General features: G+C 45.0%; 18 protein-coding genes. 2 read left to right on the top strand and 16 right to left on the bottom strand.

Annotated features, from left to right (window positions below; all coding sequences use genetic code 11):
* Positions 1-103 precede the first annotated feature (103 nt).
* The 4 genes from J2X61_RS34635 to J2X61_RS34620 all read right to left on the bottom strand — a co-directional run bounded on the left by J2X61_RS34635 (position 104) and on the right by J2X61_RS34620 (position 2,312).
* The gene (locus tag J2X61_RS34635) at positions 104-427 is read right to left on the bottom strand and encodes a hypothetical protein (RefSeq protein ID WP_310194904.1); all 324 of its coding nucleotides are present in this window, start codon (positions 425-427) and stop codon (positions 104-106) included.
* Positions 428-542: 115 nt separating this feature from the next.
* Positions 543-1,001, bottom strand: a complete 459-nt coding sequence (locus J2X61_RS34630; protein ID WP_310194939.1) for a DUF2269 family protein — start codon at positions 999-1,001, stop codon at positions 543-545.
* 14 nt (positions 1,002-1,015) lie between these two features.
* Positions 1,016-1,741, bottom strand: coding sequence for an NAD(P)-dependent oxidoreductase (locus tag J2X61_RS34625; protein ID WP_310194901.1), 726 nt, complete (start codon positions 1,739-1,741; stop codon positions 1,016-1,018).
* A 238-nt stretch (positions 1,742-1,979) separates the two neighbouring features.
* The gene (locus J2X61_RS34620) at positions 1,980-2,312 is read right to left on the bottom strand and encodes a winged helix-turn-helix transcriptional regulator (RefSeq protein WP_274473038.1); all 333 of its coding nucleotides are present in this window, start codon (positions 2,310-2,312) and stop codon (positions 1,980-1,982) included.
* A gap of 226 nt (positions 2,313-2,538) precedes the next feature.
* Between J2X61_RS34620 and J2X61_RS34615 the strand changes: the two genes are divergently transcribed.
* Positions 2,539-3,765, top strand: a complete 1,227-nt coding sequence (locus J2X61_RS34615; protein ID WP_310194898.1) for a hypothetical protein — start codon at positions 2,539-2,541, stop codon at positions 3,763-3,765.
* A 111-nt stretch (positions 3,766-3,876) separates the two neighbouring features.
* On the opposite strand, the gene J2X61_RS34610 is transcribed toward J2X61_RS34615, so the two are convergent.
* Both J2X61_RS34610 and J2X61_RS34605 read right to left on the bottom strand, forming a co-directional pair.
* A complete protein-coding gene (locus tag J2X61_RS34610; protein ID WP_274473069.1) occupies positions 3,877-4,488 on the bottom strand; it encodes a hypothetical protein in 612 nt (203 codons plus the stop codon).
* 226 nt (positions 4,489-4,714) lie between these two features.
* A complete protein-coding gene (locus J2X61_RS34605; protein ID WP_310194895.1) occupies positions 4,715-5,260 on the bottom strand; it encodes a GrpB family protein in 546 nt (181 codons plus the stop codon).
* Between the two features lie 157 nt (positions 5,261-5,417).
* Between J2X61_RS34605 and J2X61_RS34600 the strand changes: the two genes are divergently transcribed.
* Positions 5,418-6,215 carry a VOC family protein gene (locus J2X61_RS34600; protein ID WP_310194892.1) on the top strand — a complete coding sequence of 266 codons (798 nt, stop codon included), beginning with the start codon at positions 5,418-5,420 and terminating at the stop codon, positions 6,213-6,215.
* 31 nt (positions 6,216-6,246) lie between these two features.
* Here the strand turns inward: J2X61_RS34600 and J2X61_RS34595 are convergent, their stop codons facing one another.
* The 10 genes from J2X61_RS34595 to J2X61_RS34550 all read right to left on the bottom strand — a co-directional run bounded on the left by J2X61_RS34595 (position 6,247) and on the right by J2X61_RS34550 (position 17,526).
* Positions 6,247-6,771, bottom strand: coding sequence for a P-loop nucleotide/nucleoside kinase family protein (locus J2X61_RS34595; RefSeq protein WP_310194889.1), 525 nt, complete (start codon positions 6,769-6,771; stop codon positions 6,247-6,249).
* Positions 6,772-6,956: 185 nt separating this feature from the next.
* Positions 6,957-7,841: a carbohydrate ABC transporter permease gene (locus tag J2X61_RS34590; protein ID WP_310194886.1), complete on the bottom strand. Its 885-nt coding sequence runs from the start codon at positions 7,839-7,841 to the stop codon at positions 6,957-6,959.
* Positions 7,842-7,860: 19 nt separating this feature from the next.
* Positions 7,861-8,751 carry an ABC transporter permease gene (locus tag J2X61_RS34585; protein ID WP_274473032.1) on the bottom strand — a complete coding sequence of 297 codons (891 nt, stop codon included), beginning with the start codon at positions 8,749-8,751 and terminating at the stop codon, positions 7,861-7,863.
* Positions 8,752-8,848: 97 nt separating this feature from the next.
* The gene (locus tag J2X61_RS34580) at positions 8,849-10,495 is read right to left on the bottom strand and encodes an extracellular solute-binding protein (RefSeq protein WP_310194883.1); all 1,647 of its coding nucleotides are present in this window, start codon (positions 10,493-10,495) and stop codon (positions 8,849-8,851) included.
* Between the two features lie 175 nt (positions 10,496-10,670).
* On the bottom strand, positions 10,671-11,477 hold the full coding sequence (locus tag J2X61_RS34575) for a response regulator transcription factor (protein WP_310194881.1): 807 nt from the start codon (positions 11,475-11,477) through the stop codon (positions 10,671-10,673).
* 7 nt (positions 11,478-11,484) lie between these two features.
* Positions 11,485-13,290, bottom strand: a complete 1,806-nt coding sequence (locus J2X61_RS34570) for a sensor histidine kinase (protein WP_274473029.1) — start codon at positions 13,288-13,290, stop codon at positions 11,485-11,487.
* 102 nt (positions 13,291-13,392) lie between these two features.
* Positions 13,393-13,896, bottom strand: a complete 504-nt coding sequence (locus tag J2X61_RS34565; RefSeq protein ID WP_310194877.1) for a GNAT family N-acetyltransferase — start codon at positions 13,894-13,896, stop codon at positions 13,393-13,395.
* 220 nt (positions 13,897-14,116) lie between these two features.
* Positions 14,117-15,775 (bottom strand): DUF6138 family protein, encoded by a 1,659-nt coding sequence (locus tag J2X61_RS34560; protein ID WP_310194874.1) that lies wholly within the window; start codon positions 15,773-15,775, stop codon positions 14,117-14,119.
* Positions 15,776-15,960: 185 nt separating this feature from the next.
* Entirely contained in the window at positions 15,961-16,503 is a 543-nt protein-coding gene (locus J2X61_RS34555; RefSeq protein ID WP_274473026.1) for a DinB family protein, read from the bottom strand.
* A 75-nt stretch (positions 16,504-16,578) separates the two neighbouring features.
* Positions 16,579-17,526: a helix-turn-helix transcriptional regulator gene (locus J2X61_RS34550; RefSeq protein ID WP_274473025.1), complete on the bottom strand. Its 948-nt coding sequence runs from the start codon at positions 17,524-17,526 to the stop codon at positions 16,579-16,581.
* Positions 17,527-17,639: the final 113 nt, after the last annotated feature.

Below are 17,639 nucleotides of genomic sequence, written 5' to 3'. Positions count from 1 at the left end.
CGAATGGACACAGGGAAACAAAGGGCGATGCTAAGAATTTGTTCTGAAAAAAAATCCGCCATTTATGCGGATGTTATTCTTTCCTTAACCATAACAGCATCACTTACTTGCCGGCTGCTGGTTTCCATGAATGAATTTCTATATTGTTCTTTGTCAACCGGCTGGATCTTATCACATTTTGATCTTTCAATTCATTGAATAACTGATAATAGTCTTGTTCTAAGCGATCCCAATCCTGATATTGTCCATTAGCAACTAAGTGTCCATGTGAAGATCTTAAGTTCGTAAGGTTATGTATGTATCCTTTGGAAGGCCGCCAAACGGGAACTTCATCAACCCAATCCGCAAATAATAATCCTTTCCACTTTTCCCCTAAAGCGGATTGTAATAATTTTTTATTAGCATCTTGACCAACGCCTCTGAACATTTCAAGCTTAGGAGGATCATAATCGGCAAGAAAGGAGCAGCTGCTGGTAGCAGAGCTACTCCTTATTTTTGTGAATAGCAGTAAAAATATGGTTAGGACGCTCCCATGGGCCGCCTTAAAATGGCTTAACGACCATAAGCACCAAGATGGCAATCATCAGCAGCTGCGCTGCCGTCTCGATGGGTACGATCCTTTTTATCAGGAGACCGAACTCGGCAGGGATTTCATTACTCTGGTCTTGACTTGCCGATATGATCTTTATGATCTTTTTCATGCGCGGCTCGATCCAACCGTCGATCATGACGACCATGAGCAGTGATAAAAGGATGGATACATTCAGCCACATTTGGGATAACCCCATTTTATTTATAATCATCAGCCAAACCCCGGTTACGATAAGTACGACTCCGCCAATTTTAGGTATGATGTTAAGCTTGTTCGTTATACCACAAATAAAGTGCAGCTGGCCGACGGTTCTGGCGAATCTTCGAATGTGGGGCATCACGAAAGAGGGACCAATGATGGCGATCGAAGCCGATATATGCAGGAAGAGCAATAATCCAAACAAGCTTATTATCCCCCTTTCCCTCAGCGCACCGCAATATTGCTATGATGGGCTAGACCGACCCTTTTTCTTTTAAACGCTCCACCGAGCTCAAGATGGTCCAACATACATAAGGTGACATCGTCATAAGCAACATTCAGCTCATGAAATCGGTTGAATAAGTGACCGGCTATATCGGCCTCGGAATATTCCTTGATCGTCTCCGGAATCGGAACAGGCAAGATTTCTGTTGTTACATGTAAAACCGCATCTTGATGCTCTCTCGTATCCATCATTGTTCCCGGACACATTATGGACCAATCCAGTTGAGTCTGCTGCAGCCTTTCGAAGTTCCGGTTGTGATTTCTATATTCAGGCGGGAAACCGGGTAAATTGTTCCCGATAAGGTCCGTATACGGAATGTCCAGCAGGCCTGCTCCTCCCATAATCCATACCCGCCCGGAGAAACTAGGTTGGAGTTCACATTGGCTTATAATGTTATCGACGAGACGAACAAACTCTTCTCCCTGTCCCGCATGGCCAGCTGCAAGAATAGCGGCGTCTTGGTGCGCAAGCGCTTCACCGACGCTCACCGGGTCCATCATATCTTCCACGACCACCTTGACATGCTTGGCATCATGCTCACCTAGTTGATCATATAGCTTATCAGAATTTCGCACAAATGCGGTCATCTCATGCCCCATTTGTATCCCTTGTGCCAACACTCTTCTCCCTGTATTCCCCGTCGCTCCAAAAACAATAATTTTCATTGTTCCTTCCTCCTCTTGAATGGGTCCCAATATTTGGTTGACTCAAGCATAGCACCGCTTCAAAATTATGTTAAGAACCCACTTTAAAGTAGGGTACTTACTTAAAAGTAAGTATAACGGCAAGGAATACCATGTACGCGAAGGTTGGGAGGACAGAGATAAACAAAAGCCGCCCGGAATCCCGTGGCAGCTTTTAATTTGAGTTATTGATTGTTGTACAAGTTCATGTGAACTAGCTCTATGACGCCGACTCTTCATATTTCCGCTTATTATGATTCTCTCCCCAAGCACACATAACTTCTGCTACAGGTATCAATGTTTTGCCGTATTCACTAAGAGAATATTCAACTTTTGGAGGGACAGTAGGGTGAACCTTTCTATCGATGATGCCTTCATGTTCCAAATCTCGGAGATGTTGTGCAAGCATCTTTTGCGAAACATCAGGTATAAGCTTTTCCAGATCGTTGAATCGCTTTGTGGATGCAATCAAATGCCATAAAATCATTGGCTTCCATTTGCCACCTAAAACATGAAGGAGTGTCTCAACTGGACATTCACGTTGATGAATCATTGATAATCATCCCCTTACAAACAAGTAAGTTCATTTCCTCAAATTAACATAACAAAATTTTACAATAGCCATACAACCAAGTCAATCATTGAAAATAACCTCCGCCCTACTATCCGTCAGGTATGGGATCATGTTAATACCCATTAATTCACTGACTATATGGAAACATTTGGGTCATTTATGCGTCTAATTTTTATATAGACTAAAGCTTTAAGGAGGAAATCCATTGCGATTTTACATTTTAGCCATTTTGATATTGGGCTTCATCATGAGGTCTCCGAATGTGCAAGCCGAGGAATTGTCCCCTGGAGAAAAAATAGCTGATCCCGAGTCGATGCCTTACATAACGCTGCTTGACGAATTTACCATGTACGCCAATAATACAACACGTCCTGAGGATTCGATAGGTAGACTTAGTTCCATGCAATCGGTACGTATGGCTCCACTGCCTGAGAGTGAGTTGATGGGTATCTTAAGTATGACTAAGGTACCTATCGTGACATGGCTTGGTACGGCATGGATTGATCTTAATGAGGGAGGTTATAAATATGGAAAGCTCGAGTGGAAGGAACAATCGTTAACCCTGCTCAGCGAAGTGCAGCTCTTTGATCAGCCGAATCTGTCGACGAAGCTTGCGCTTGCCCCTCAACAAGTCCATGCCATTGCTTCTGTAGAAGAATGTAATCCATATAGCCGATGCTATGGCAAAGACCGATGGTACTTAATTCAAACCTCTTGGCTTGGAGCAAAATGGATTCTTCCTTATCATTACGCAGAAAAGTATGTAGGTGAGCCAGTAGAAGGCTTCATCTCAGTTGAGGAGACCACTCCAGTTTACCTTTACCCTTTCGAGAAGCCTCTCGCTAACGAACCCGCGGTGAAGCCCTCGATTTTAAAACCAACAGCAAAGTATCTACTTGTTGGCCGTGCAGGGCCGAGTCTGTGGTATCAAATACAGACGGATGATAACAAACTTCGCTGGATACATGCGGATAGTTCACATGGTCTAGGCTTCGAGAACATACAAAGAATTGAACAATCATTCGAAATGACAGTGCCCTTTCACAGCTACGGCAATCCATTTGCTAGTTATGAAATTGTTCCGGAACATTCCCCCCAAATTCTTCACTTCACTGGACAACTTGGTGACTGGTTTTTTACGGTTATAGGAGATAAAGGTCAGTGGATCAATCCTTCCTTGGAATATGCTAAGCAAATCTCAGAAAATGATTCTCAGCACTCCAAGTTGGGCGTTAAGCATATGCTTGTTGAGGTACAGTTAGATGAAAACTCTGTGGCTTTAGACATTCCTTATGTAGATGATCAGACTATTCATGGGGCACTTAAGTTTTCAAAACAAACGGTGAAAGCCTCTCTTGTCTGGCAGGCACCCAATGGAGTGACTTGGTACTACATTCATACCTGGCAGGGGGCTAAATGGGTTCGGCAATAGTCAAGTCGAATTCTAGGTAATCTATCCTAAATTTCATCAACTAGCAGAATTGGCTGCCGATCTTCATATATCGGCAGCCTTTCTTTTTATCTTCATACTACCAACTGATCGTCATGGCTTGCTGTCGGTCTGTCTTTGAAAGACGACTTCATTGCCTGCCGGATTATCCTTCAGGGGAACTCCAATCTCTCTAAAGATAAAATCTATGCCCGAAATATCGTCAGGTAATGCTGGTGATACGATGTAGTTAAAAGATAAATGACCTGAACTACCGCCTCCACTATCCATGCGACAATGATAATTCTCTCCGAGATGCAATACGAAAGTTTTATTCAACTTTAACGAGTGGTCACTCTTTACATCCCAATCAATATTAAAGGTTATTATGCTTGCATTACTGTATTGCCGCATAGATGTCACCGTATAGATAAACTCTTCGTTTACCTTGGATTTCAGAATGGGCACGTGTTTTCTGAATCCAATAGGTTCGATTGTCGGTTTAAATTGCTCCTCATTTCTCAGAACATGAAATACTGATTTCAAATAATCTTCATAGAGGTCAAAAGCAATTGCCCATTTCTCAATATACTCGAATTGCGGATAACCTGGATTATTGTTCGATATTTCTTTGCGTTGTTTTAGTAACTCGCATATCTGCTCATCAATAGGCAATAATCGCTCATCATAATACTCGGTTGGACGTTCAAATGGCATCCGTTTCATCATTGTCCTCCTCTTGGCGTTCTTTTCAACCATGATCATCTAAATATTAACATATTATGGAACTCATGTATCTTCCCCCAAGCATCCCCTTTTAAAATGAGTCGCTCTCACAGGCAATCAAGTTCCAATCTGATAACACAGGATAAGAACCACGTTCCGTGCCTGGAGGTGTAAGGGTGCAAATTTGCCCTGGCTTGGTATTCTCCCTGGTTTTACATCAATGAACCTAGTTGTCAGATCTTCCTGGCTGCCAGCCCGCTTCTTGCGACCATTTATGTGCTTTTTGCATGATATCCCAAACGATCGGCCCTTTTCCTTCAACATATTTTGGGCGTTCATTTTTATATAGTTCCATTAATCGATGTTTCTCCTCTGCATATCTTAAACAATCCTGAGGGTGCTGACGTAAATAGTCTCTAAAGAGCAAAGTCATTTGCTCAGAGAAACTACCGACTTGTCTAACATGAATATGAGTTCTTCGCGTGCCCGGCAGTTCTCGAAAATATCTCTTCGTTTTATCTGGATTTTCATCACGAAATACAAATCCAACGCTCTCAATCTTCGTCTTATAGCTTGCTATGTCATCGTAATTCAGAACTGATATTTGGATATCAATGATTGGTTTTGCATCCAGACCATCGATCGATGTAGAACCTACATGATCAATACGAATGGCCAAATTCCCTAGTGAATTTCTCAATTTTAAAGCAATGTCATTGAACAGATCCTTCCATCCCCTATCGTGTTTGGATATCCTCCACTGATCTTCCATATGTTCTTAAGCTCCTTCAATTCAGTTGTTTTTACGTTCGCCCAGCAATGAGTACTTCAATAAAAGACCTTGTCACTTTTTTAAACTTAAATGTATACTATGTTTATTAATAAAAAGGGTAAGTCACTCTAAATCATTGGAAAGGAGTGATAAATTCATGATTACTCATTTCGCTCTACTTCAGTTGAACACGGTTTCAATTCAAGGTGTCAAACAATTTTATCATGAACAGCTGCGGCTCCCCATTGTTAATGAATCGGATAATGAAATATGTTTCCAGCCGAATCCATACTTTACACTATCCTTTAAAGAAGCTATGGAGCCATTAGCTCCGGCACATTTTGCTTTCGAAGTCCCCTTTTCAGAATTCAAAGCTGTAGTAAATTGGCTCTGTGAGTCAGGTATTTCGCTTCTAAAGTGGTCGGACGGCAGAATTATTGACAATTTTGAAACAGGCAGGAATGTTTATTTCCGAGACGGGGACGGCAATTTACTAGAAATCATCGCTCATACGTATGTCAGAGAAGGAGTACTACCTCCTAGCGGTGAGATGAAAATACTTTATCTCAGAGAAATTGGATTTCCTGTAGATCGAGTAATAGATTTCAGAGAATTGCTAGTTGACATTTTTAATTTCAAGCTAGATAAAGTTACAGATAACTTTACTTTTGCTATCGGCGGTACAGCACACGCGGTTATTCCGTCAAAAAAACGAAAGTGGATACCTATTGCAATGACTGCTTTACCACCGAAGATGGATGTGGTTTTTGGGGTCAGTAGTTCTGATTTTATTGAGAAAGTAAAAGCAAACATTCGTGCAAAAGGCATACATTACGAAAGTAAGGAAGATGGTCTGCTTCATTTTAGAATAAATGAGTACAGTTTTAATTTAACTCTTACGAATTTTCCTGAAGACGTGCCTGCACGTTTAAATTTACCTTATTCGAGACAATAATCTTAAATTCACTAACGAATCGCCCTTCTCATCAGTAGCACGTTTCAAGCAGAAAGGATTGGATTCTCTCAATAAGAATATCTATAGGTAATACAGTATCCAAAATTAATTCCCCTCCTAAATATTCCGGACCAAAATCCTTATAGTGTGCTTTTAGCTCAGATAAATTAGTTATCAATTGGTTGGGTAACGGATTGATGCTTCGCTTAGCAAGTCTCTCAGACCAGATGGATTCATCACTGCAGATACAATGTATCGTCTTTAATTCCCCACCCCTATCTGCAATCCACTTCTCTAATTTCTTTACATCATCCATATTATTTAGTCCGTAATCGAGTATAATGGCGGCATTTGAATCGATTACATTTTGTAAGAAGCGATAGAGAATTCCGTAGCAGATCTTATTTCTCGAACCGTGATCTGGAATGAAACTAGCAACTGAATCATAGATATCATCCTTATGTAACACAGGTATCTTAACTCTCTTGGCTAGTTCGTTGGATATAGTCGTTTTACCAGTCCCAGCTTTTCCCCTAAATAAAATGATTCTAGTCATGCTATCCCCCATCGTTTGTGTCTCACCGCAAATGGTATTCATTTCCCCTTCGAATGATAGTTGGGTATTTATGTATTTGACGAGTCAAGCTTGAATGAAGCTCACTCATAAATCAAACTTTCCCAACTAAATAAGCGCTCACCCTCCTGTAGAGTGAACGCCTGATCTATATTTGCCAATTAAACCTATTCTTTAACAGAACCGAGCATGATACCGTGAATAAAATACTTTTGCAGAAACGGATACACGATCAGAATCGGCACCATGGATACGACGATTTTAGCGGCGTTTAACGTTTTATTGGACACTTTCATCAATAGCTCAGCCTGTGTGGAATCCAACTCCACAATATTGAGGTTGATGACGAGCTGCTGGATATACGTTTGCAGCGGATAATTTTCCGCACTGCGCATAAAGATCAAGCCGTCAAAAAAGGAGTTCCAATGTCCGACCACACTGAACAAGGTTACGGTAGCCATGGCCGGCAGGGAGAGCGGCAGGAACACTTTGAGCATCATGTACCATGGGCCAGCGCCATCCATATACCCGGCATCGCTTAGCTCTTTCGGCAAGTTCCGGAAAAAGTTCATGAGCAGAATGACATTAAACACCGGCACGGCTCCGGGCAGCACTAACGCCCAAATGGAGTTAAACATCCCTAGCGATTTGACTGTCAAATATAACGGAATGATACCGCCGCTGAATAGCATGGTGAAGAGCATAAACCACATATACATGTTCCGGAGCGGGAATTCCTTGCTGCTTCTTGAGAGCGGATATGCCATCAGTACGGTCAAAACGAAATTGATTGTTCCACCTAGCAATACTCGCTTAATTGAAACAAAAAAGGAATGCAGAAAATGCGGTTCTTCCATAATACGGCGATACGATTCTACATTGAAGCCGACCGGCCAAAACTTGACGAACCCCCCTTGAGCCGCCGCATTGTCACTGAAGGAAACAGAGAAATTATGTAAAACAGGTGCAAGCGAGATTGCTGAAATGATGAGCATTAAAATAACTAAAACAATTTCAGTCGTACGAGCCGCTAAGGTTCTGTTGCGTACCATTCGATTTCACCTGCTTTATTTAAAAAATTCGGTAATTCGCATATTTGTAGGCCACTTTATAGGAGATTATGATCAGAACAAAGCCGATTACGGATTTTAATAATCCGACGGCAGTAGCAAACCCGTACTGCGCCTGTACAAGTCCAACACGGTAAACATACGTATCAATAATATCACCTGTGTCATACACAAGAGGATTGTAGAGATTAAAGATCTGATCGAAGCCTGCGTTCAGGATATTGCCGATACTGAGGGTAGCCAGCAAAACGACCGTAGGAATTAAGCTCGGTATCGTAATATACATCAATTGTTGAATCCGGTTCGCGCCGTCCATCTCAGCCGCTTCGTACAGAGCGGGATTAATTCCTGCGAGTGCAGCTAAGTAAATAATGGCGGCGAAGCCGAACTCTTTCCAAATATCGGTACTGACAACAATGCCGGGAAACAGGTTACTTTTGGCCAAAAACATAATCGGCTCGAATCCTAGCGATGTCAGTGACTTATTAATAATCCCATCCAGGGATAGGATATCCCGGATCACACCTGCCAAGATAACCCAAGAAAGAAAATGAGGCAAGTATACGATCGTTTGCACCCATCTTTTAAGCGCCATGAAGCGGATTTCATTGAGTAGAATCGCGAAAACCAGCGGCACAATCAAATGCGCGATAATTTTACATACGGAGATGAACACGGTGTTGTAAAAAATGACACTGCTGTCTTTAATCTCAAACATATACTTGAAATTTTCGAAGCCAATCCATTCTGAACCCCAAATCCCCAAGCCCAATTTAAAGTCTTGAAAGGCAATAACGATACCAAACATGGGTACCAGATGAAAGATAATTAGCAGCACGATACCCGGCAGCATCATCATGTGATAATGCTTGTAGTACGATTTAATGTTCATGATGTCCACACCTCTGCTATTTAAGATAACAATCCTGGTTAATGAAGAGAGCACCACCGCTTGGCCTGGGGTGCTCTCTTGCCTTTATGAAATACGACTACTTCTTGCTTTTCGCGATTTCATCGGCAACTTCTTTTGTAATTTCATCGCCGCCCTGCGCCTTCCAATCGGCAACAAACTTTTCGAACGTATCGAGCGGCTGCTCACCCATGACGATTTTGAAGAATGTTTCTTTCTCAAGCTTCTGCAAATTCGCCCATTTTCTTTCCATGGTCTTGGTTGTCGCCGAATATTCACTGAAAACTTTATTCTGATTTTGCTTCAACAAGTCTGCCGGAACCGTGTAACCGTAGTAGCCCGACCAGTCCTTCAAATCCGCCTTCGGATTGGCCTTATCCCGCACAGCCTTATTGTACAATTCCTTCATTTCCGAATTCAGCTCTTCCGGCTTGATTTGATTACTAAGCGCCTTCTTGAGTAGATCCGCTTTCCGCTCCACCGCATCGGCATAGTCGTAGGTTGCATTCCCAATCGGCCAATATTCCGCACTGACCGTGAAGTCCAGCTTCAACGCATCAGGATCGACTTTACGCTGTGCGGCGATAAACGTGTTGGCATAGATCATAGCCGCTTCAGGATTCTTCATCCCTTTTTTCACGACGATGAAAGTGTTGCTGACTGGCAGCATCAGGGTATTGACAGTTCCCTTGGCATCGGGGATCAAATAAGGAACGAAATCAACCTTCGGATTATTCTTGATCGCATCGGAAACCAGTCCGCCCGACCACCATGGCCCGAAGAAGATTCCCGCTTTACCCGCGATGATGTTCTCATTGGGATCTTTGCGGAGGGCAAATTCCTTATCGATGGCTCCTGCGGCATACATGTCGCGCAGCTTGCCGAGCGCTTGCTTCGTCTCAGGTAAGATAGAGGCGTAAACGGTTTTGCCCGAGCTGTCCTTAATCCACTGGGAAGGGTACGCCCCTAACGCTTGGAATATGCCCTTGAAATCACCACGCTGCGCCTTGTTAGGCACCATCAACGCATTCTCGTAGCCGGCGATTCCCATGGTATCCGCCTTGCCGTTGCCGTCCGGATCCTTCTCGGCGAAAGCCTTGGCAATCAGGGCAATATCGTCGATCGACTTGGGCGGCTGCAGCCCCAATTTGTCCAGCCAGTCCTTACGCACCCAAGCCATACTGGCCGCATCGGCCTGAACGCTGATATTCGGAATGCCCATTAGCTTGCCTTTGAAGGTCGCTTTCTCAATCGCTTTGTTATTCGTGGAAGCATATAATTCCTTCGTCAGCGGGGAGGCATATTTCTCATATACCTTGCTTAAGTCTTCGATTTGTCCGGCTTCGGCAAGGGACAGGAACATTTGCTCATTGACCATCATCATGTCCGGGAGATCGTTGCTCGCCAGAGCCAGTTTCATCTTTTGATCATAATCCTGACCGGATGCGTACCATAAAATTTTAAAACTGATATTCGTTTTATCCTTGACATACTTCATGTATTGATTGCTCTCTACCGTATCTCCGGCAGGCAGTTTAGCTCCTGCGCTCACACTTTTGAAGGTAGTGACCTCGATTGGATTCGGCATCTTGAATGGATCTACCTTCACGTTCGTATCTGCCGTCGCTTGTTCACCGCTTTTCCCAGTCCCTCCGTCATTGCTTGTGCATGCCGATAGGAGAAGAGACATAGCAACCAGCGATATGATGGCATTCTTTTTTTTCATACTACCCCTCCTGAACGTTCTTTTGGAAAAGAGACTTCCTGTGATCGAAATGTAACCGCTTTACTCTTCCATCATATCGAATTTAGATTCCGTTGGGGGCAGATTTCATCTTGCATTCCGGCACATATCATCTCGTGTTTCAATCCTTTGAAGGCCTTTTGGATAAAATTGCACTTTACTGTGGACGATTTGCGACTTCGCTCTGAGTTTTACGGAATTCACTGGGCAGCATCCCTGTGATTTCCCGAAATACTTTGCCGAAATATTTTTCATTCGGGTATCCCGTCTGCGTCGCAACCCAGCTAATCGATTTCCCAGTCTGGCTAAGCAGCTTTTTGGCATGATCCACCCGCACTTCCCGGATGTAATCGTTGAACGTTTTCCCCACCACATCGCGGAAACAGCGGCTGAAATAACTGCGGCTCATGTTTACCCGCTTAGCAATCTCGGGCAAGTAAAGCTCTTCCTGCAGTTCTTGACGCATAATATCGACCGCCATTAGAATACTCGCTTTCACTTCGGAAGAATAAGGGCTCTCAGCTTCCATAATGAATTCGTGGCCGGCCGGATGCGAAACCTTCAATTCTCCGTTACGGGCATGCAGCTCCTTCATCTTATTCACAATGCGCTGAAGCACCTCGTTCATCTGTTCGTGTTCGAGCTCCACCTTTGTAATGTAGTCCAACGCGCCCAAGCGCAGGGCTTCCTGGATCCATTCAAAGTCCTGATGAAACGTGAGCACGACCATGCAGATGTCCGGATATTGTTCTTTGACGCACCTCATGAGCTCGATGCCAGACATGAGGGGCATCGCTAAATCCGTGATCAGCAGGTCTACCTGCTGGTTTTCTAGAAACTCGAGTGCCTTTTTACCGTTTCCCGCTTCACCGACGACTTCGAGATTATTCTCCTGCCAGGGCATCATCGAGATAAAGCCTTTACGCACCAAATGATCATCGTCCACAACGAGTACTTTTATCATCTCCGGATCATCTCCTAGCAGTTTTTTGTAGAGAGGACTGCCTCATAAGTGCAAGAGGCGTATGAAGGTAGTCTTCTGCCTTATTCAGCGGGTGGTTCGGGATCGGAAGACGCAGTGAGATCGTTGTTCCCGCTCCGATGCTGCTATGAATATGAAAACTCGCATCCGCACCGAATTGGAACTTGACCATTCGGTATACATACTGCAGACCGATTCCCATGCCGACCTTTCTCTCCTCCGTCCCCCCGCTCATTAAACGATCGATCTCCTCCTGCGACATTCCGTCTCCATTGTCCTTAACTTCGATCATGACATGCATGTTCCCGTCTTCCTTCACTCTGACTTCAATAATGCCTTGGTCCTCCAACCCGTGATACAGCGCATTCTCGACTAGAGGCTGCATAATAAACCTTGGAATCGACAGTTCAAGGGCTTCGGCATCGGCCGATATGTTCACATGAAATTGAAAGTTATAACGGATGCCCTGCAGCTCGACATAATTTTTCAAGGCATCGATTTCGTCTTTAATTCGCGCCACTCCGCCTTTCCCAAGGTTATAGTGGAGCACTTTGTTCAGCGAGGATATAAGGCGGTCAATCTCCTTCTGTCCGTTTGCACGGGCTACCCAGCGGATTGTATCGAGCGTATTATGGATGAAATGCGGATTGATCTGCGTCATTAGCTTCTCGACCTCCAGCAGCGCTTTGCTCTTCTCGTTCTGCTCCACCTCTCCGATCAGTTCGACAATGCGGCTCCGCATCTCGGCAAACTCCCTGTAAATAACGGCAAACTCTGTTATCTGTGATTGCCTTGTTGGGAAATTTTCATGATTGTTTTTAACACTCCGGATATCTGTATTCAGCAAATTCAACGGTCGATAAACGGTTCTCCAAATCAACCAGGCAATAAAACAGCTTGTTGTAAGCGTTAACACTGCGAAGAAAGCGAATTGCTCCATCCAACGGTTAACCTCTTGGTTGTACACCCATCTAGGTACGGCCGCAATAATTTTCCATGATTGATTGCTGGTTTCTTCAAACATATAAAACTTATTCTTTAGGCCATCGTTTGTTTTGTTATCTAGATAGACCATCCCTAGCGGAAAATCATCGGGATTCTCGCTGTAAACAATGCGGCCATTTTGGTCAGCGATCAGGTGAACGAGATGCCCGCCGAATTGATCGCCGTCTTTAATGATGCTTTCCGCCAATTTAAAATTCGTTTCAATGTACACGTACACGTCATCACGGTCCGGCAGCTCTACCTTGCGTAGGATGGACAGGACTTGTTTGCCGTCGATCGGATTTAGGGAAAGGTGTGGACCCATATAGGTGATTTTATCGAATTGAATGAGTACCGGCAGCTTGTTAAGATCGTCTACCTCCCGGACATTGAAATTCTCGAACAATTTCTGGTTGTCTTCCGCGAAATAATAGAACATGAGTCCCAGCGTGGGGTTCGTAAAATGAATTAAACTTAGTGCGCTCCGGATCTCGTCGCTAAGCTGTTTTTTCTCGTATAAATCAGCGGACAGATAAGACTCCAAGCTTTTTCCGACCCTGCCGTCAAAGGCGAGCTGTTGGGACGTATGATTCAGCTGACCGAGCGTCTCTTCAAGCGATAGCCGCACCTGGTGCAAATTGCTTTTCACGCCACCCTCTGCTTTATTTTGCAAGATCGCATACATTGAGAAATAAGAGATACTTCCGATAAGGATTAACGGGGTTAGAGAGCTAATAAACAAATAGAGAATCAACCGATATTTCAAGCGGTACGTTTTGGCGGTAGAACCTTGTATTTTGGATGTATTCACAGCTGGATAACCTCACTTTGATGGAGGAATGGTGTGCTATCGCACATAAGCACGAAGTAAAGCGCTTCCACGTAAATTTATGTTTAGGAAACGTCAGTAAGACTATAACTTTAACACCATCAAATCCTCACTGTAATACTGCCCGTTATATTTTAAGGCATTATGTTCTACGCCGTAGACCTCGAATCCTAACGATTTGTATAATCTTTTGGCGATTTCATTATCGGATAGGACTGCTAAATTTATTTGTTCTAGCCCCGTACAACGTTTAGCTTTGGCAACTAATTCAAGCAATAGCGATTTTCCTAAGCGGATGCCTCTTACGTTGGGTGCCACATACATGCCAAATACGTTGCCTTTATGAGCGGTTTTCAGACCAGTTTCTCTTACAAAGGCTACAATTCCGACTAACGTCCCATTAGGATCAAAGGCTCCAAGTACGAACTTATCTTTCGTGGGCTTCATCCGCTCAACAACGGTTTCGAGAGAAAATTTCACTTCTCTTTCATACGTCGACCCAAAAGCTTCCGGGTTACTCTTCAATGCACTCAAGCGTAACACTTGATACAAATTAGCATCAGATTCTTCTAAAATACGGATTATCATTGAAATTTCCCCCTTTGAAGATAAAAGAAAACGCTAAGACTCATAGATAGAGAGCGATAATTTTACTATCATATCCCGCTTGGTAATCATTAACAAGTGTTTTTTGGTATTGATAGCGCAGTAAAAAGAGGCTTCCGCTGATCCGGAGCCTCTTTCGTTGGTCCGCGCTAACCTCCACGCAATTGAAAGCGAAATCAACAAGACGCATCGCATGCGACTATTACCCGCGGCTGGCGGTCTGAGCGAGTTCGGAGAGCCATTTTCCGCGATCACCTTCGGCTTTGGCGGCTATCTTCTTCAGCTTCTCTGTCCCTCCCCAGATCAAATAGATGATTTGTTCCACCTCATCGCGCTGAAGACCGCGAACGTAATCGAACAGCTTCTTGAGATTCCTATCGTCTTCCATATCGGCCTTAATCTTCACCTTCATCGAATCCGTGCTAGACAACATGCACTTCACAAGCGTAGGAATCGTCTCTGCATGAACGCCATGCCGCTCAGCCAGAGCTACTGTGAAGTGGTTCTGAACGGACTGGTGTTCTTCGTCAACCTTCTCCATATATTGCTCTACTAATGGGAAATAAGCCTCATCCGCCAATCCAAGGCCGAAGACCGCATAACTGCCCGGCATGCAGCATGCTTCCCCTTCCGCATCCGAATACCATTCGAATGTTTCCATCGCCGCCCGGGCGTACATCTCCAGCAAAGGATGCAAATTCGGATATTCCAAGGCATTGGCAAAAAAGCGGTGCGTGCTCGACTTCGCCAACCCTTTGATTGGCAGCCATTGCTTGATACTAGATTTCAGCTTGATTTGATAGCTCTTCGGAAATCCCAAGCTTAACAAGCGAGTCAGGAACCGCAGTGCACACGCATAGCTCTCTTCCGTCTCCTGATTAATGGCGATGGTCACCTCGGCCAACACGTCGTTGGCTGTGCATTCTATCCGTTCGTCGCGATAGCTGGCGTCTTCCTTAGCGAACGTTCCGCTGCCTTCCTGCTTCACACGCTGCGCTAGCGCGCTCCCCATCTCGGTCGCGTAATTCAAATAAGCCAAACCCTCACTCCTACTATAGGAGAGAGCGTATTTCAGAATCAATATCGCGGCATAGAGGACGAGTTCAATCGGCCCCTGCTCGGTATTTTCAAGTCGGGCATCGCTTTTTTTCTTATATTCCTTCTGCCACTCTGTCCCTATAGGATCGAAATAACGGGGCAGCCAATGCTTCTCTACCCAATTGCGCAAAGCCGCGCTCAGATTACCCCGATGCTCTGCCAGATGTTTGTTCCCTCTATTCACTTGTTGAATGTGATCGAAAATGGAAATGATCCACCCGGGATCCGCATTTGGAAACAGTCTCTCGTCCAACAGGTGCCTGGAAAGGAAGAACGTCTCCAAGGGTTTGGAGGGATATTTCCCGGCAGTTAGCTTGTCCGCGATGTAAGTGGAGATTTGTTCCAGCAAATATGTCTTCTTCGTCTCGTCGACATATTCGAGAATCCGAACGTTAACTTCGCCTTCCCTCGTTCGAAACTTGCCGTTAAAAGTAAATTGATAATCGATGACCGCTGTCGGCAGCTCATTCAATCTATGCCGCATATAAGAAGCGAGTTCAGGCACAATCCACTCTCGCACTTGTTCCTCAGTCAAGAACTCGCCAATTGGACCGGCATTGCCTTCCGGCAGCGTAGAAGCGGGCTCCTCATCCGTCACATCCACCCTGCCAGCGGCATATTCGAGCAGAGCATAACCGTGAATTCCCACCTGCAGCGAGGTCCGCTTCACGATTTTTTCCGCATTCTTATCATGAATAAAAGCTATCCAATGGTCGATCTCCCGTTTCATTTCGCCCAAAATCGATTCAGATTTGTGATCCATATCCATCTAATGCTCCTTTCGGAAGAATAAAGAGGAAATGAATTCATTGTACCATATATTGGAATGCGTAATGTACCGCCTAACAGAACAAAAAGACTGCCAATTGTACCGGCAGCCTTCATGTGTGGTGCTAAGACACGACGCCAGTCCAACAGCGGCTTTGCCCGTCAATAGCACTCTGCATGTTATGCTTTCAATTCCGAAACATGTTTCAAGCGCTCCAGCTGCGATAGATGGTGCCTGTAATGCATGTCGACAAGCAAGAACCACTCTTGGGCGTTCAGTGCGCCGAATCCGGGATGAACAACCTTTTTGCTCTCGGACACTCGGCTCACAACAGGTTCAGTCCGTTTCATCCGCTCCACGACAGCGCGAAAGCCTTCCGTCAGCTGCTCCTTGCTCTCCGGCTGTCGCGGCGTGTATTGCGGGGAAGCAGGTACCTGAATCCGAATAGGCGGGAAACTTCCTACTTCGTAGGCAGCCTTGCCCCTCTCTGTTTTTTCCTCCGCAGCGTCTACGGTTGCTTCACCTCCAGCCAAACATAGATCCACATTGTGCAAATGCATGAATTGCGCCGATTGAATTAAATGCATGTACATTTGACCAATCGACCATTCCTCCTCGCTCGGTTTGGCTAACAGCTGCTCCATATCGAAGCTTTCCAGTTCGATTAAATAACGTCCTACGACCACCTCAAAGGCTTGTAATGCTTCTGATGTATTTCTCATGTATCAAACAACTCCTCATTGATTCATTTCTTAGCTACAATCCCAATATAACAAAACGCTACTGACAACAGCGTGTCAGTAGCGTTTTAACATCTTTTCAGCCTCTTCCCGAATCCGATGTCGAAGAGTCTCCGGTTCCAGCACCTCAACATCCCCGCCCCAGCCGAGAATATAAGACAGAAGCTCCTCCGGCTGCCGGACGAGGAAGTTGACGATGAGACCGTCCTTCCGCTCCTCCGTCGATTCCATATAGAAATGGCAAGTCTCAGTGATTTTATCCGCAATTTGAGGATTAGCCAGAATCACTACCCGTTCGTTACGATCGTCCAGCGGACGGTAGTTGTTCAGGTTAAATCCATTGGGTATGAGAAAGCGATCCTCCATGACGGTAACCCCCGTCATCCGCGACAACCGGAAATGCCGAATTTCCTGCCGCAAATCGCAATGTGCAATCAACATCCAATTTCCCTGAACAAGCGCCAATCCGTAAGGAGCGACCTCACGCGTACTCTTCCGATTGCCGTCTGTTTCCGGCATTTTTTTCAGATACGTCATTCGTAGTTTGCGGCGTTCCATAATTGCCCGCCTCGCTAGTCCGAGATTGTCCTTTTCCCTCAAGCTGGTTACCGGCTCGCCGGCCTGAAGAAGCCGCATCGTCTCCCGAACGCGCGTCGACTCGCCGCGAACGGGCTCCGGCAGAATAGCTTCAATTTTGCGGCGAGCCGCCTTAGCTACAACTGCGTAATCACCATCCAATCGCTGTTCGATGAAGTCAGTCCCCATAAGCATGGCTACGGCCTCTTCAACGGAAAACCCGACCGGTGGCAGGAAATATCCTTCCATTAGCGAGTAACCCTGCCCGGGAGCACCAAGAATTGGAACTCCCATTTCGCTTAGCGACTGTATATCTCGATAAATTGTCCGAACACTAGTCTCAAATGTAGACGCCAAATCTTCCGCTCTCAACACTTTACTTCGCTGAAGCTCAAGCATGATGGCGAGCTGCCGATCCGTCTTGTTCATTATCTGTTCCCCCGCTGTCCAGCATCAATGTACATTTTACTTATTCTAGCACAGGAATTTGCTCGTACGCGTGTATTCTATAAAATAAAAAAATCCGCGGTAACCGCGGATCA

Source organism: Bacillus sp. 3255 (genome assembly GCF_031456485.1).
Taxonomy (GTDB): domain Bacteria; phylum Bacillota; class Bacilli; order Paenibacillales; family NBRC-103111; genus Paenibacillus_E.
This window is presented reverse-complemented; position numbering and strand designations above follow the sequence as displayed.

Bases quoted from the DNA above. Each gene is read 5' to 3' on its own strand.
- J2X61_RS34595 (WP_310194889.1), bottom strand. From the start codon at position 6,771: ATGACTAGAATCATTTTATTTAGGGGAAAAGCTGGGACTGGTAAAACG.
- J2X61_RS34620 (WP_274473038.1), bottom strand. From the start codon at position 2,312: ATGATTCATCAACGTGAATGTCCAGTTGAGACACTCCTTCATGTTTTA.
- J2X61_RS34580 (WP_310194883.1), bottom strand. From the start codon at position 10,495: ATGAAAAAAAAGAATGCCATCATATCGCTGGTTGCTATGTCTCTTCTC.
- J2X61_RS34610 (WP_274473069.1), bottom strand. From the start codon at position 4,488: ATGAAACGGATGCCATTTGAACGTCCAACCGAGTATTATGATGAGCGA.
- J2X61_RS34600 (WP_310194892.1), top strand. From the start codon at position 5,418: ATGATTACTCATTTCGCTCTACTTCAGTTGAACACGGTTTCAATTCAA.
- J2X61_RS34560 (WP_310194874.1), bottom strand. From the start codon at position 15,775: ATGGATCACAAATCTGAATCGATTTTGGGCGAAATGAAACGGGAGATC.
- J2X61_RS34635 (WP_310194904.1), bottom strand. From the start codon at position 427: ATGTTCAGAGGCGTTGGTCAAGATGCTAATAAAAAATTATTACAATCC.
- J2X61_RS34575 (WP_310194881.1), bottom strand. From the start codon at position 11,477: ATGATAAAAGTACTCGTTGTGGACGATGATCATTTGGTGCGTAAAGGC.
- J2X61_RS34605 (WP_310194895.1), bottom strand. From the start codon at position 5,260: ATGGAAGATCAGTGGAGGATATCCAAACACGATAGGGGATGGAAGGAT.
- J2X61_RS34585 (WP_274473032.1), bottom strand. From the start codon at position 8,751: ATGAACATTAAATCGTACTACAAGCATTATCACATGATGATGCTGCCG.
- J2X61_RS34555 (WP_274473026.1), bottom strand. From the start codon at position 16,503: ATGAGAAATACATCAGAAGCATTACAAGCCTTTGAGGTGGTCGTAGGA.
- J2X61_RS34590 (WP_310194886.1), bottom strand. From the start codon at position 7,841: ATGGTACGCAACAGAACCTTAGCGGCTCGTACGACTGAAATTGTTTTA.
- J2X61_RS34550 (WP_274473025.1), bottom strand. From the start codon at position 17,526: ATGAACAAGACGGATCGGCAGCTCGCCATCATGCTTGAGCTTCAGCGA.
- J2X61_RS34565 (WP_310194877.1), bottom strand. From the start codon at position 13,896: ATGATAATCCGTATTTTAGAAGAATCTGATGCTAATTTGTATCAAGTG.
- J2X61_RS34625 (WP_310194901.1), bottom strand. From the start codon at position 1,741: ATGAAAATTATTGTTTTTGGAGCGACGGGGAATACAGGGAGAAGAGTG.